This is a genomic window from Mycobacterium sp. SMC-16, assembly GCF_046250085.1.
Lineage (GTDB): Bacteria > Actinomycetota > Actinomycetes > Mycobacteriales > Mycobacteriaceae > Mycobacterium > Mycobacterium phocaicum.
The window spans coordinates 5,239,762-5,255,037 of sequence record NZ_CP176427.1; the positions used below are offsets into that span (position 1 = coordinate 5,239,762).

At 66.2% G+C, this 15,276-nt stretch carries 10 protein-coding genes; 5 read left to right on the forward strand and 5 right to left on the reverse strand.

Features of this window, described 5'->3' with window-relative positions; translation table 11 throughout:
- The first annotated feature begins 212 nt into the window (after window positions 1-212).
- On the forward strand, window positions 213-1,640 hold the full coding sequence (locus tag ACJEIK_RS25595; protein ID WP_083612599.1) for an IS1182 family transposase: 1,428 nt from the start codon (window positions 213-215) through the stop codon (window positions 1,638-1,640).
- A gap of 160 nt (window positions 1,641-1,800) precedes the next feature.
- Here ACJEIK_RS25595 and ACJEIK_RS25600 read toward each other — a convergent pair whose 3' ends face one another.
- Complete coding sequence (locus ACJEIK_RS25600) at window positions 1,801-3,192, reverse strand: MFS transporter (protein WP_212807251.1); 1,392 nt, start codon at window positions 3,190-3,192, stop codon at window positions 1,801-1,803.
- 107 nt (window positions 3,193-3,299) lie between these two features.
- Here ACJEIK_RS25600 and ACJEIK_RS25605 point away from each other — a divergent pair, with 107 nt between their 5' ends.
- A complete protein-coding gene (locus ACJEIK_RS25605; protein ID WP_212814558.1) occupies window positions 3,300-3,548 on the forward strand; it encodes a type II toxin-antitoxin system VapB family antitoxin in 249 nt (82 codons plus the stop codon).
- Window positions 3,535-3,963, forward strand: a complete 429-nt coding sequence (locus ACJEIK_RS25610; RefSeq protein WP_212807252.1) for a type II toxin-antitoxin system VapC family toxin — start codon at window positions 3,535-3,537, stop codon at window positions 3,961-3,963. The genes ACJEIK_RS25605 and ACJEIK_RS25610 overlap by 14 nt, the downstream gene beginning before the upstream one ends.
- A gap of 2 nt (window positions 3,964-3,965) precedes the next feature.
- Here the strand turns inward: ACJEIK_RS25610 and hsaB are convergent, their stop codons facing one another.
- From hsaB to hsaA, 3 genes are read right to left on the reverse strand one after another with little or no spacing between them, the layout of a single operon-like run.
- The gene (gene hsaB, locus ACJEIK_RS25615; RefSeq protein WP_064859702.1) at window positions 3,966-4,535 is read right to left on the reverse strand and encodes a 3-hydroxy-9,10-secoandrosta-1,3,5(10)-triene-9,17-dione monooxygenase reductase subunit; all 570 of its coding nucleotides are present in this window, start codon (window positions 4,533-4,535) and stop codon (window positions 3,966-3,968) included.
- An 11-nt stretch (window positions 4,536-4,546) separates the two neighbouring features.
- Window positions 4,547-5,449: an iron-dependent extradiol dioxygenase HsaC gene (gene hsaC, locus ACJEIK_RS25620; protein WP_212807253.1), complete on the reverse strand. Its 903-nt coding sequence runs from the start codon at window positions 5,447-5,449 to the stop codon at window positions 4,547-4,549.
- A gap of 15 nt (window positions 5,450-5,464) precedes the next feature.
- Complete coding sequence (hsaA, locus tag ACJEIK_RS25625) at window positions 5,465-6,655, reverse strand: 3-hydroxy-9,10-secoandrosta-1,3,5(10)-triene-9,17-dione monooxygenase oxygenase subunit (RefSeq protein WP_064859705.1); 1,191 nt, start codon at window positions 6,653-6,655, stop codon at window positions 5,465-5,467.
- 155 nt (window positions 6,656-6,810) lie between these two features.
- On the opposite strand from hsaA, the gene ACJEIK_RS25630 reads away from it, so the two are divergent.
- On the forward strand, window positions 6,811-7,872 hold the full coding sequence (locus tag ACJEIK_RS25630) for a 2Fe-2S iron-sulfur cluster-binding protein (protein WP_409430480.1): 1,062 nt from the start codon (window positions 6,811-6,813) through the stop codon (window positions 7,870-7,872).
- Between the two features lie 22 nt (window positions 7,873-7,894).
- A complete protein-coding gene (locus ACJEIK_RS25635) occupies window positions 7,895-8,470 on the forward strand; it encodes a hypothetical protein (RefSeq protein WP_061006891.1) in 576 nt (191 codons plus the stop codon).
- A 60-nt stretch (window positions 8,471-8,530) separates the two neighbouring features.
- On the opposite strand, the gene ACJEIK_RS25640 is transcribed toward ACJEIK_RS25635, so the two are convergent.
- Window positions 8,531-15,208 carry a BTAD domain-containing putative transcriptional regulator gene (locus ACJEIK_RS25640; protein WP_409430481.1) on the reverse strand — a complete coding sequence of 2,226 codons (6,678 nt, stop codon included), beginning with the start codon at window positions 15,206-15,208 and terminating at the stop codon, window positions 8,531-8,533.
- Window positions 15,209-15,276: the final 68 nt, after the last annotated feature.

Consider the following 15,276-nt stretch of genomic DNA (forward strand, 5'->3'; position numbering starts at 1 on the left):
AGAGGCACCGGACTACCCGTGCATGAGTCGGGTATCTGCGAAACGTCGCTGACGGACTCGCCGACCACTCCCTCGATACCTTGGCAGCTAGGAGCGTGGGTCAGTAACACGCCGGGCGGGGTGTTGGTGCGAGCTGCCGGTATACGGGATCCTTAGGTGTGCGTGATGATCTCGGTGATGGCGGGTTGTTCGAGGTAGACCCCGGGCAGCGGGTGGATTCACATTCTGTGGCGCCGAAGGCGCCGGTGGACAAGACGTTTCGCCCGTTCGCGCCGGAGCAGGGCCTGTTGTTGCCGCCGTCGCTCGATGACTGGCTGCCCGCTGAGCATCTGGCCCGGTTCATCGCCGAGTTGGTCGATGAGCATCTGGACTTGTCCCGGATCCATGCCGCCTATACCGAGGTCCGGGGTGGGCCACCGTACGATCCGCGGCTGCTGGTGCGGATTCTGCTGTACGGGTACACGACCGGGGTGCGTTCCTCGCGCAAGCTGGAAGCCGCCTGTGTTGACGTGGTCGCGTTTCGGTGGCTGGCCTCTGGTAGCGCCCCCGATTACCGGGCGATCGCCCGGTTCCGTAAACGCCACCTGTCCGCCCTGGGACATGTGTTCGTGCAGGCGTTGGCGTTGTGTCAGGCCGCGGGCATGGTGTCCCTGGGCCGGGTCGCCCTTGATGGCACGAAGGTGCGGGCCAACGCCTCCAAACGCAAAGCGATGAGTTATGCCCGGATGACCGAGAAAGAGAAAGTCCTGGCCGCCGAGGTGTCAGCGCTGCTATTGGAAGCTGAACGGATCGACAAGGCCGAAGACCAGCAGTTCGGTAAGGACCGCCGTGGTGATGAGCTCCCGGCCGAGTTGGCCCGCCGCGAGACCCGGCTGGTGAAGATTCGCCAGGCCAAAGCCGCCCTGGAGCACGAAGCCGCCGAGGCGGCCCGCGCCGACGCTGAACGCAAAGCCCGTGAACGCGACGATGATGACGACACCACCACCAGTGCGGGAGCGGCCGCCGCCGCAGCAGCCACACCGAAACCCAAGGCGCAGCGCAACTTCACCGATCCGGATTCCAAGATCATGCTCACCGCCGATGGGGCGTTTCACCAGTGCTACAACGCCGCGGCTGTGGTCGATGCCGATCATCAGGTGATCGTGGCCACCGCAGTGGGCACCAACGCCGCCGATGTGGGCACCCTGTTGCCGATGACCCGGCAAGCGGCGGCCAACACCGGCCGGGTTCCCGCCCAGGTGCTCGCTGATGCCGGCTACAGCAGCGCCGCCAACTGTGAGGCCGCCGCCGCATACACCGCTACGTATGGGACCGAGTTCTTCATTGCCCCCGGCCGCCGGCGCCGTGATGACCCGGCCCCGGTGGCCCCACGCGGACGCATCCCGGCCGATGCCACCACCAAGCAACGGATGGCCCGCAAGCTCACCACCAAACGTGGCCAGCAGGTTTATGCCCGCCGTAAAGCCATCGTGGAACCGGTGTTCGGTCAGATGTCGACGCTGCAGAACGCCAAACATCTTCTGCTGCGCGGCCTTGAGCAGGCCCGCGGCGAATGGCTATTGCTCGCGGCGTGCCACAACATACGAAAACTGCACGGCCACATCGGACTTACCGGCCTCTCGGCCCTACCCGCCTATTGAGGCCCCGTCGGCAGGGCACCGGGCGCACTGGGCGCTCACCACACGCGATCGCGCATCGAACGTGCAACCAGATCACCTCAGAGCCACGGACTGCGATCTGTACGCACCTTCGACGACCTCACCCCACCAACGGCTTACCGACCCAAGCTCCTAGCGGACGTTACTGTTCCCAGGGCGGCCAATTGAATCGGATACCCAGTCGCGTGACGGTCGATCGCGACGATGGCGCAACCACACGTTCTCTGTCGGCACGGTCGACCTCAGCCAGGTCGATCCCCTTGGTCTCGTGCGCGAACGCCAACGCCACCAGCGTCACCACGCAGGCCCCGGCCAGGTAGATCGCGATGGGCACCGACGAGTGGAAATCCTTCAGCAGCCGCACCGCGATGATCGGCGCGAGTGAACCCGCGAAGATCGCCGTCACCTGATAGCCAAGGGACACACCGGAATACCGCATCCGGGTCGGGAACATCTCGGACATCAACGCCGGCTGCGGCGCATACATGAAGGCGTGCGCCACCAGGCCGGCGGTGATCGCGCTCATGATGACGAAGTAGTGCTTGCTGTCCATCATCGGGAACGCGACGAAACCCCAGGCCGCGGTGAGCAGCGTCCCGACCAGGTACACGGGCCGGCGCCCGACGCGGTCAGAGAGCTTGCCCACCAACGGAATTGCCACCAGGTGCACGGCATGCGCCACCAGCAGATACCACAGGATCGACGTAGTGCTCACGCCCGCATGAACTTTCAGATACGTGATCGAGAACGTGACCACCAGGTAGTACATGATGTTCTCGGCGAACCGCAGGCCCATGGCGGTCAGCACCTTGCCCGGGTAGTACCGGAGCACCTCGATGACGCTCAGTGACGACGCCTTGACGCGCTCGACTTCCTGTTGTGCCGCAACGAATATCGGCGCATCGGTCACCTTGGTGCGGATGTAGTAGCCGACCAGCACCACCACCGCCGACAGCCAGAACGCCACCCGCCAGCCCCAGGACAGGAACTCCGACTCCGGCAGCGTCCCCGTCAGCGTGAGCAGTACGACCGTCGCCAGGATGTTGCCGACCGGCACCCCGGCCTGCGGCCAACTAGACCAGAATCCCCGGCTCTGCGCCGGGCTGTGCTCGGCGACCAGCAGCACCGCGCCGCCCCACTCCCCGCCGACCGCGAAGCCCTGGATGAACCGCAGCACCACCAGCAGGCCCGGCGCCCAGTAGCCGATCTGCCCGAAGGTCGGCAGGCAGCCCATCAGGAAGGTGGCCGAACCGACCAGCAGCAGCGAGAACTGCAGCAGTGTCTTGCGGCCGAACTTGTCGCCGAAGTGACCGAACACCACGCCGCCGAGCGGGCGCGCGACGAAGCCCACCGCGTAGGTGACGAAGGCCGCGAAGATGGCGTCGAGATCGCTACCGCTCTGCCCGAAGAACACCTTGCTGAACACCAGCGTGGCAGCCGTGCCGTACAGGAAGAACTCGTACCACTCCACGACCGTGCCGGCCATGGAGGCCAGGACCACGCGACGCAATCCGGCGTAGGACGGCATGCTCATAGCGCTGAGTATCAGTCATCCCGACTGCGGCGCCGCACAGACAGACCGATTTGCGTCCACCCAATATTGGCGCATCATGATGCGGCTCAGTGATGTTATGATGATGCATGCGCACCACCGTCAACATCGACGATCACCTACTGGAAGAGGCCAAGGTGCTCGCGGCCAGGACATCCCGAAGCCTGGGCTCGGTGGTCGAGGACGGACTTCGGGCATTGCTGCACCGAAACAACCCCGGCACGAGCGTCGGCACATTCGTGCTTCCAACCCATGGGATCGGCGGCCTTGCCCCCGGGGTCGATCTGGAAGACAAAGACGCCCTCGCCGAACTGACCGGCGACAATGCTCCTCGTTGACGTCAACATCTGGGTCTATGCCATCCGCAGCGACAGTGCCCAGCACGGCACCTATCGAGAATGGGTCGAAGAAGCGCTCACCGGCTCCGAACCAGTAGGCGTCAGCGAATTGGTGCTTTCCGGCGTCATGCGACTGATCACCAACCACCGGATTTTCTCGCAACCAAGCTCGACGGCAGAAGCTCTCGACGCATGCCGCGCGATCCGCTCAGCACCGTCGGCGATATCGCTACGGCCCGGACCCCGTCATTGGTCAATATTCGAAAAACTGTGCACGACCGTCGGCGCCAAGGCCAATGTCGTCCCGGATGCCTACCACGCGGCGCTCGCGATCGAACACGGCGCCACATGGGTCACCACGGACCGGGCCTTCGCCCGCTTTCCAGGTCTGAAGTGGCGCCTACCTTTTGAGTGACGCTACAGCCAGGTGTCCTCGGTTGTCGTGGTCAAGAACGCTTCCAAATCGTCGCGCCAATGCGCCGGGGTGTTCTTGTCGGGCTCGATGCCGGTGTACTCGCCGCGGTAGAACAGCAGCGGACGCGGCTTGATGGCCTGCGGTTCCGACATCGACTGCACTGCGCCGAACACCACGAAGTGGTCGCCGCCGTCGTGCACCGAGTGCACCGTGCAGTCGATGTGCGCGAGCGTGCCGTCGAGCACCGGGGAGCCCAATCCCGAAGGGCTCCAATCGATACCGGCGAATTTGTCCTCGGCCTTCGAGCCGAACTGCGCCGAGACGTGCTGCTGGTTCTCGTGCAGCATGTTGACGCAGAACTTGCCGCTCGCCTCGATGGCCTTCCAGGCCCGCGAGTGCTTCGTCGGGCAGAACAGGACCAGCGGCGGGTCCAGCGACAGCGCGGCGAACGACTGGCAGGCGAAACCGACCGGCACACCGTCATTCACGGTGGTGATGACGGTGATACCGGTACAGAACTGCCCGAGCACATTGCGGAATGTGCGGGGGTCGATCTGCGGGGTCTGGGTCATGCCGGGCGAGCCTACTTGAACCCGACGCTGAAGTCGTGGCCCCACAAGCTGATGCCGACGCTCTCGCGGGCGATCCAGCTCTCGTCCTCGACTTCGAGTCCCTCGCAACCGAATTCCATGTCGAAGCCACCCGGCGTCTTCATGTAGAAGGACAGCATCTTGTCGTTGATGTGCCGGCCCAGCGTGGCCGACATCTTGACCTTCTTGCGGTTTGCGCGGTCCAGGCACAGGCCGACATCGTCGGAGTTCTCCACTTCGACCATCAGGTGCACGATGCCCGTGGGGTTGGGCATGGGCATGAACGCCAGCGCGTGGTGCCGCGGGTTGCAGCCGTAGAAGCGCAGCCACACCGGGTCGCCATCGGCCGGACGGCCGGCGAGCTGCGGAGGCAGCCGCATCGAGTCACGCAACCGGAAGCCCAGCACATCCTGGTAGAACGCCTGCGCGGCGGCGTCGTCGTTGCACGTGAGCACGACGTGGCCGAGGCCCTGCTCGGCGGTGACGAACTTGTGGCCGTAGGGGCTGACGAAGCGACGACCCAGGTACTGGATGCCGTAGTACACCTCGAGGGTGTTCTCGGCCGGGTCCTGGAAGCTGATCATGCCCTCGACCTTGCGGTCGAGCAGCTCCTCCTTGGTGCCTTCCTTGAACGGGACGCCGTGGGCGCTCAGGGTTTGCTTCAGCTGCTCGAGGGCGGGCGCGTCGGCGACCTCCCAGCCCGAGGCCAGCAGCCGGTCCTTCTCGCCGGGCACGATCACCAGACGTGCCGCGACATCGTCCATCCGCAGGTAGAGAGCGTCAGGGTTGGTGCCCTCGCCCTCCATCATGCCGAGCACCTTGAGCCCGAACTCGCGCCAGGCCGCCACGTCGGTGGCCTCGATGCGCATGTAGCCGAGGGCTTTGATCGCCGTCATCAGTAGGTGTCTCCCTTAGACCATGGTGTCTGCGGGTGGCAGACCGAATTCGTTGTTGCCGAAGATCAGGTAGGCGCGCTCGGGCTCGTTGGCGGCGTGCACACGACCGGCGTGGGCGTCACGCCAGAAGCGCTGCAGCGGCGTGCCGTTGGCCAGGGCGGTGGCGCCGGCGGCCTCGAAGAGGCGGTCGACGGACGCGATGGCGCGACCGGTGGCGCGCACCTGGTCACGACGGGCGCGGGCACGCAGCTCGAACGGGATCTCCTTGCCGGCGACCAGCAGGGCGTACTCGTCTCCGACGTTGCCGATCAGCTGACGCCACGCGGCGTCGATGTCGCTGGCGGCCTCGGCGATGCGGACCTTGGCGAACGGGTCGTCCTTGGACTTCTCACCGGCGAACGCGGCACGGACACGCTTGCCCTGGTGCTCGACGTGCGCCTCGTAGGCGCCGTAGGCCATACCGACGATCGGCGCCGAGATGGTGGTGGGGTGCACGGTGCCCCACGGCATCTTGTAGACCGGAGCGGTGTTGGTCTGGTAGCCGCCGGCGGTGCCGTCGTTCATCGACTTGTAGGACAGGAAGCGGTGCCGCGGCACGAACACGTCCTTGACGACGATCGTGTTGCTGCCGGTGCCACGCAGGCCGACCACGTTCCACACGTCGTCGATGGTGTATTCGGTGCGCGGGATCAGGAAGCTGCCGAAGTCGACCGGACGGCCGTCCTTGATGACCGGGCCGCCGAGGAATGCCCAGGTGGCGTGCTCCGAGCCGGAGGACCAGTTCCAGGCGCCGTTGACGATGTAGCCGTCGCCGGTCTCGGTCACCACGCCCGCGCCCATTGGGGCGTAGGACGAGGAGATGCGGACGGTCGAGTCGTCGCCCCAGACGTCTTCCTGGGCCTGCTGGTCGAACAGCGCCAGGTGCCAGTTGTGCACGCCGATGATCGACGCGACCCAACCGGTGGAACCACAGGCGCTGGCGATGCGGCGGACCGCCTCGTAGAACACCGTGGGGTCGGCCTGGAGGCCGTCCCACTGGGCGGGCTGCAGCAGTTTGAAGAAGCCGATCTCGTTCAGACTGTCGATAGACTCCTGCGGCACCTGGCGCAGGTCCTCGGTCAGCTGTGCGCGTTCGCGCAGCACCGGCAGCAGGTCGTCGATGCCGGCCAGCACGGCCTGCACGTCGAGTTGTTCAATTGACGTCACGGATTGCCTCCCGGGGAGTGGTCGTCTAGACAGAAGATTAGAACACGTTACGATTTGTGTCGAGCATGGCGGTACTACAGCAGGTAGAACCGCATAACTGCACTTTTGTAACCTGTTCTAGTTACTGGCCGTCAGGCCGGTTCGAACGAAGGGTGATGGTTGTGGACGAGCCGCTGGGCAGCCACGTACTGGAACTTGTGGTGGCCGACGTCATCGCCGAGACCAACGACGCACGCGTCTTGGTGTTCGAGACGCCCGACGGCAGCGACATCCCGCCAGAGCGACTGAAGTACTCCCCCGGTCAGTTCCTGACCCTGCGCGTCCCGAGCACCAGTACCGGATCGGTCGCCCGCTGCTACTCGCTGTGCAGCTCGCCGCACGCCGAGGAGGCACTGACCGTCGCGGTCAAGCGCACCGCCGACGGCTATGCGTCGAACTGGCTGTGCGACAACGCGCACGTCGGCATGCGGATGCACGTCCTGGCACCGTCCGGCACGTTCGTCCCCAAGAACCTCGACACCGACTTCCTGCTGCTGGCCGGCGGTAGCGGCATCACCCCGATGCTGTCGATCCTCAAGTCCGCGCTGTCCGAGGGCACCGGCAAGGTGACGCTCTTCTACGCCAACCGCGACGAGAAGTCGGTGATCTTCGGCAAGGCGCTGCGCGAACTGACGTCGCTGTACCCCGACCGGTTGTCCGTCGTGCACTGGCTCGAGTCGGTGCAGGGCCTGCCCAACCCGACCATCCTGGCCACGCAGCTGGCGCCCTACACCACGCGCGAGACGTTCATCTGCGGCCCGGCGCCGTTCATGGCCGCCGCCGAAGAGGCGCTGCTCAAGTCCGGCGCCGACAAGAGCAATGTGCACCTCGAGGTGTTCCAGTCACTGGACTCCGACCCGTTCGCCGCCGTCGTGCTCGCCGAAGATGACAGCGATGAGGGCCCGGCCACCGCAATCGTCACGCTCGATGGCGAGACGCACGAGTTGCAGTGGCCGCGCAAGGCCGTACTGCTCGACGTGCTGCTCGACAAGGGACTGGACGCACCGTTCTCCTGCCGCGAGGGGCACTGCGGGGCCTGTGCGGTGCTGATGAAGAAGGGCGACGTCGACATGGCGATCAACGACGTGTTGGAGCCGTCCGACCTCGAAGAGGGCCTCATCCTCGGTTGCCAGGCGGTGCCCAAGACGGATTCCGTCGAAGTCACCTACGACGAGTAGCGAACGGATTACTTTCTTGACTGTGAACCGGCTTACTGCAGCAACCGCGGCCGCTGTGCTGACCGCGACCGCGCTGATGTCCCCCGCGACGGCTGCTGCCGCAGTCAATTCGGCCGACGCCTTCGTGCCCGTCGACGACGCCACGAAGATTCAGATTCACGTGACGGCACAGTGCTCGGGTGGTGCGTGCACCTTCAACACCGCCGCCAACCTGGTCGTCGGGGGCAATCCGGTTCCGCTGCCGCCCAACACCTGGGCGCGCGAGAACATCACGCTGCGCAGCTCGAACCGCAATGTGTACCAAGACGTCTCGTACAGTGCGCCCACCGGAGCCCCGCCGATCAACCGCGGCTCGTGGAACGGCCCCGTGAACTCGCGACAGCTCAAGTCGCAGAACAGTGCTCTGGTCTCGGTCACGTTCAACGGTGGCGGCACGTTCGAAGAGTTCGCGGTCGACGGCACCTCGCTGACGCTCGACGTGCGCACCGGTAGGCCGAACACAGACGCGAATTTCATCGCCTGCGCCGACATTCAGGTCACCTACCCCGGCGTGAACCTCACGACGCCGACGGCCTGCGCGACGACGCACTACAACTGAGCGCCGCATCGCCGAAAGTGAAGTAGATCGCGAACTTTCGCTGATTTTTCGCCATCGAGTTCACGTTCGACCGCAGGTCAGCTCATCGAAGCGCGCGAGGGCGGCCTCGAGGTCCGCAGGATCGAACAGCTCGCAACGACTGAGCAGGTCACCATCTACTAGGTAGATGCAGGTCAAACGCCACTCGGCGGTGAAGTCCGCTTGTGATGTCGATTTGGCCACTTGGGTGATGACGGCGCCCGACTCGGTCAGGCGATGAACGGTGTCGATATACGCGCCAACATGTTTCGAGTCGGCGAAGGATGCGAGCAAGAACGGCTTGAGCTCGCCCGCCCCGATCACCGACAGCGGCCGATGGTCGACATCGACGAAGTCCGCTGTCGTCCGCGGAATCTCACATCGGCCGGCGGCCGCGTAAACCTCCGTGATTACCGACCAGGTGCGGGCGTGGGCGGCCGCCTCACCGGCGAGGTAACGGGCCTCGAGTTCTTCGAAGGCGGCGTCGAGGTCGTTGAGATCGAACGCAGCAACGGCGGCGATAAGGCCGTTCACGTCGATCTCGACGACGGTCAACGACTCGACGACGAACTCTTGCGGCCGGCCGCCGCCCGAAAACCGGTTACGACTGAGCACGAGGCGGTCGCCGCGAATCGCGATGACTTCAGCCGCCATGCTCCACCGGAGGTCGGCGATCGCCCGCAGATTCTCGATATCGGCATCCCGGCCGCTGCGGAGTCCGGCACCCACCCCTCGCCGCCGATCGTCACTGCAATGGTCTTCGGCCAAAACCGACGCGACGCCCTCCCAGTCGCGGTCGGCGAAGTAGGCGATGAAGCGTGCGTTGGCCCGGCTCGCCGCATTCTCCGGTCGCGGCGCCTGCCCGGTCAGCTCGTCGAACCGCGCGAGGGCGGCATCAAGGTCCGCCTCGTCGAATATCTCGGCGCGGCTGATCAGATCGCCTTCGACCAGGTAGATGTTGGCCATTCGCCACTCGGCGCAAAAGCCTTCTGCCGACGTCCCTTTCAGCCGTTGCGCGACGACCGCCCCGTGATCGTTCAGCCGAAGCGCCGCTTCGATGCACACGCTCGCGTCCGGAATGAGGTTCAGTACTGCACCAACAGATACGGCCATGTCGACCGCTTCGGTCGACACGATCGATCGGTGATCGATATTGACCGAATCCGGTGTCCTCGGCGGTATCTCGTGTCGATTGAACGCGATGTTGGACCGCGCTATCACCGACCAGGTACGAGCGTGGGCGGCAGCCTCACCAACGCAGTATCGCGTGTCCAGTTCGGCGAGCGCAGCGTCGAGGTCATCGGCATCGAACGTGACGAACGCCGTAATCTGCTCGGCGACATCGATTTCGGCCACGGTCAACATGGCGGCACCGAACGGCTCGTCGCCGTTGCTCTCGAAGCTGTCGACAACCAGCGCAAGCCGCTGCCCTCGAGTGGCAACCACGCTCGAAGCGGACAGCGTCACCCCGAATTCGGCGACCGCCCGCATGTTCCCGATATTCGCTTCGCGGCCACGGAGCACGCCAGTGCCGATCACCGTACGGCGATCGTCAGACACGACGCCTTCGGCACACATTCCGCTCATCTCGGCCCAGGCGCGGCCGGCGAAAAATCTGAAGAAGCGCTCGTGCACGCGGCTCGCCGCGTTCACCAAAGGCCTTTCGTGCCGCTGCAATTCAGCGAAGTGCGCGAGCGCGGCATCGAGGTCCGTCTCATCGAACATCTCGCTGCGGTCGAACTGTTCACCGTCGATCGTTACGAGGTGGATTTCGCGCCATTCGGCCTCGAAGCCATCCCGGGACGTGCCGCTCAATGCCTGCGTGATGACGGCCCCGGCATCAGTCAGCAGATGGACCGAGTCGATGCGGAAACTGATGTCCGGCACCTGATCCCAGGCCAGGAGCGTGTACTCCTTGATGTCTCCCGGGGCGAATGACGCGATCAGCCTGTTGTCGATACTCACCATATCGACTGTGGTGGCGGGCAATTCGTGCCGATTGAGCGCGGCGTACGCGCGCACAACCGCCGACCAGGTATGCGCGTGGGCAGCCGCTTCGCCGGCGAGGTAGCGGGCATCGAGTTCGGCGTTGGCGGCATCGAGATCGTCGGAATCGAACACGACCCGCGCCATGATGCGGCCCTGGACGTCGGTCTCGATCACGTCGAGCACCTCGCTGCTGAATGGCTCTGGTCCCGCGGCGCGGCCCATGGGCCGGCAACGGTTCATGACGAGGCGCTCGCCGCGGGTCGCGACGATGTCTGAGGCGATGGTCTCGGCCCCGATGCCGGCGTACGCGGCGAGTTCCGCCATCGTCGCGTCGCGCCCTTTGCGTAGGCCGGCATTGACCACACGGCGACGGTCGTCTGCGGTGACATCGCCGGTCAGCATGTCCGCGATCGCATCCCAATTACGGGCCGCGAAGTATGCCTTGAAACGGTCATACGCGTCGCTGGCCGTGGTGGCTTGTCGCCGTCGGTGAACCTCGGGGTGACCCGCGAGATACCGCATGTCGAGTTCGGCGACCGCGGCGTCCATGTCCTCCGGGTCGAACCACACGTGGAAGGTGACCCGGCCCTCGTCGTCGACGCCGTAGACCTGAAGAAATTCGTCCTGCGGCGCTCCAGCGGTCGCGTCGGCGGTGCCGACCCGGACCCGCGCGAGCGCCAGACATTCGCCGCGCACGGCGATGACATCATGTGCCACCCGCATTGTCCCCGACTCGAGATCGCGCCGCGTCTGACGTGTCACCTCAGGCAGAGTGAAGTCGCCGCGCTTGAAACCGACGAGCTTTCGCCGGCTCTCGACAGAAGCACCCGGCGCGACCAGCCTCTCGAATTCATCCCAGTCCGCGCGGTCATGAGCGGCCATCACGCGTTCGCTCAAGCGAACCGCTGCCGTACGCACCGCCACAGTGGGCAGTTCAGGCTCGGACGGAGCACTCAGCCGACCAGCGTCGCCAAGGAGTTCGCGGGCCCGTCCCGCAAGCGCCACAGCCCCTTTGCGCTCGTACAGATCCGCCGCCCGCTCGGCTGCCGCGCGCGCCCCCACCGCGTCGCCGCCAGCGGCCAGCACCGTGGCCAGGCAATCGCAGGCATCACCGTGATCCACCAACGCGTCGGTGCGCTCCGCCAGTGCGACAGCGGCCTCGGCCACCTCCCGGGCCTGCGCATCATGACCACGGCGTGACATCAGCTGCGCCCGCAGTGTCCGCCATGCGATCGACGCTTTCAACGCATGGCCCGCAAGACTCTCACTCTCCGTGCACAATTCGTCCGCCTCGGCATCTCGACCGAGCATCAGGCAAGTACGGCCCAACAGAGCAGCCGTCTCGGCGGTGTCCGCATCGAGACGGAGGCGGCGAAAACCGTTGTAGGCCTTGCGTAGATGGCGTTCGGCCGCGTCCGGTTCACCACCGACCAACTCGACGATGCCGGCGAACTGCTCGACCTCGAGGAGGGCATGCCGCAGTCCCAGTTCGGTGACGGTGCGCCGGGCCGAGTCGATCATGCGCCGCGCGGCAGCGCCCCGGCCGCGGAATGCCTCCAGCACCGCCTGACATCGCATCGACGTGGCCTCGACTGCCGGCGACTCGGTCGTGATGCGGAGCAGCCGAACCACATCCAGGCACCGCCCGCCGGCCCGGGGGACCGGATTGGGTCCCCATAGCGCAGCCAGGGGCGCCCCCGCCAGGACCGCGTTGACCCGGCGGTGGTCAGCCGAACGCCGGGCCGCCGTCAGCGCGTCGTCGAGCGCGAGCTCGCAGTCGCCGATCCGCCCCAGCCGGGCCAGACATCCGGCCCGGACGTTGTGCGCCTTCGCTTCCCCTGCCGCGTCGTCAAGTTCAGCCAGTCTGCGGGCGGCGCTGTCGAGTGCTGATTCGATGTCGTCCAATCGCTCTGGGTGCGTCAGCATGGACAGCTGGCCGTCGAAGCATGTCGCCCAAGCGGCAAGACGCGCGGAATCCACTGTCGCCGCTTGCAATTGGGGTACCACTTGGGCGGCCGATGCCACGTCACCGGCAGCCAGCAGTGCCTCGCAGCGCGCGATCAGCAGCCCGGCGACCTGGTCGTCCCGATCGGGTACCTCGTCGTCGAGTTCTTCCAGCGCGTGCAGGGCATGGTCGTACAGATCGGCGGCACCCTCGTAGGCGAGCCGGGTCATCGCCTGGTCCGCGGCCCGGCGGCAGTACTCGATGGCCTTGGCGGCGTTGCCCGCCCACGCGCATTCGAAGTAGTGGTGCGCCAGTTCGCTGAGCAGTTCGTCGTCCGCGCCGGGCTGATCCTCCAAGGTGACGGCGATCCGCTGATGCAACCGCATACGCCGCACCGACGGCAGCTCGGCCAGCAACGACTGCCGCACGATGGCATGGTTGAACCGGTACCAGCCACCGGGCTCCTCGATGACGATGCCGGCGTGGCACGCCTCTTCGAATGCGTCGATCAGATCGTCGCCGACGACCCGTTCGACAAGATTCACGTGAAACCGACTCCCGACGACTGCAGCCGCGGCAAGCGCTTTGTTGGTCTCCGCCGGTAGCCGAGACAACCTGCGGCTCACCGCTTCCCGGACACCCTGCGGCAGGGTGCTCGGATCCCAGTGGCCGCCGCTCTCCTCGACGTGACGCAGCGCCTCGATGAGGAAGAACGGGTTGCCACCGGTAACCGAGGCCAGCGCGCGAGCCAACTCATCGTCGGCATATCCGGTCTCGGCAACGTACGCCGTCACCTCGGTCAGGTCGAGACCACTGAGCGCCAGACGGTTGGCGGTCCCGTCGCGGTTAAGGTCGGCGAACATCGCCGCCAACGGGTGGGATCGGTCCAAGTCGGTGCTGCGGTACGTGCCGACGATCTGGACCCGCGCGTGGTCGCCGAATCGCAGGAGATGCCGCAACAGCAGCAGTGTGGGTTTGGCCGCCCAGTGCAGGTCGTCCAGGACGAGTACCACCGGTGCACTGGCCGCGGCCACCCCCATCACCGCTACGACGGCGTCGAACAGCGCATAGCGTTCGGTGTCCGGGTCGGCACGGGTCGGCGCGGCCACATCGGGTAACACGTCGGCCAGGCCGGGCGCCAGGGACAGCAGCGCTTCGACACCGCGCAGTCCCCGCAGCCGCTCGGCGCCGAGACACGGCAGCAGGGCACGCAGGGCTTCGGCGAACGGCTGGTACGGCACGCCGAGGTCCTCATCGCAGCGGCCGTAGATGACCAGGGCACCTTGGTCATGAGCCTGGCGCGACCACTCGCCGGCCAGCCGGGTCTTCCCGACACCGGGTTCGCCGGCGATCAGTACCGAATTCGCGGTGCCGGCCAGCGCCGTCTGCCACGCCGTGAACAACCGCTCCAGTTCGGCACCACGCCCGACGAACGGTCCGGAACCGGTGAGCACCGCCGGCAGGTCCGGAGGCTCGAAGGGCGTCTGGGTGCCCGGCTGCTCGCGTATGCCGTCGGTGGTCTCGAGGCGCAGCTCGAAGACGTGCTCGGGGCGGGCCAGATTCTTGAGCTGTCGCATCCCCAGATCCGCCAGCGCAACATCGTCGGACAGCGAATCGATCACCAGCTCGGCCGTCGCTCCGGAGCACAGGATTTGGCCACCCTCGGCTATCGACCGCAATCGGGCCGCCCGATTCACCGCCCGGCCGAAGTAGTCGCCGTCGCGAAGCTCGACCTCACCGGTGTGGAGTGCAACGCGGACCCGCATCGGGGAGGCCAGCGCCCACGGCTCGCCGGACATGGCCTGCTGCAACTCGATGGCGGCGGCAGCCGCGGTGGATGGCCGCTCGAACACCGAGAACGTCGCATCGCCCTCGCCGCGGGTCTTGATCAACCGTCCGCCGTGCGAGGTGACGATCTGGCCGACGAGCTCGTCGTGCCTGGCCAGCGCCACCGCCATCGCGTCGGCGTCGGCCTCCCATGCCGCCGTCGACCCCTCGATGTCGGTGAGCAGGAACGTGACGGCCCGGGTTATCGACGGAACATGCTGCACCGCAGGCACTTCCAGCGAACTGTCTTGCGCGACGATCGCCGCTTCGAGGCGGCGCAGGCCCGGTCCGGGGTCTACCCCGAGCTCGTCAGCAAGCAGGGCCCGCGCCCGTTGGTAGGCACCGAGGGCTTCCCCCTGCCGGCCCGCGCGGTAGAGCGCGAGCATCAGCTGCCCCCAACGCCTTTCGCGCAACGGCGCCTCGGCGACAGCAGCCTCGAGCTCGCCGATGATCTCCGCGACGCGGCCGGCCGCAAGCAGGGCGTCGGCCCGATCCTCGACCAGCGCGGCATGACTTTCGATCCATCGCGTCTTTTCCGACGTGCCCCGCCGGCCGTCCGGCAATTCGGGGATACCGCGCCAGAGCCTGACGGCCTCGTCGAAGCGGACGACCGCCTCGGTGATGTCGCCGGTGGCCACAGCTTCGCGGGCCACCCGCGCCGCCGACTTGTACCGGGCCGCGTCAACTTCCGTCTCGGCCAGCGTCCAACCAGTGCCCTCCGTCAGGATCAGCCCGTCGCCCAGGACACGACGAAGGGCCGAGATGTGGGTCTGCAGGGCCTTCGCCGCGGTGCGTGGGGACTCGTCTCCCCAGAGCAGCTCGAAGAAGGAATCGGCCGACACCACGGAGCCGCAGTGCAGCCCGAGCATCGTGAGGATCGCACGCGGTTTGGCGCCCGGGATCGTGACGGGCGTGCCGTCCCGCCGGACCTGCAGAGGTCCCAAAACCCCCAGCTCCACGGCTTGAAGAGTAATCACATCCGCCATCGTCGGTACGGCGATTCAACGCGGAGTCAAGGTTTGGTCAA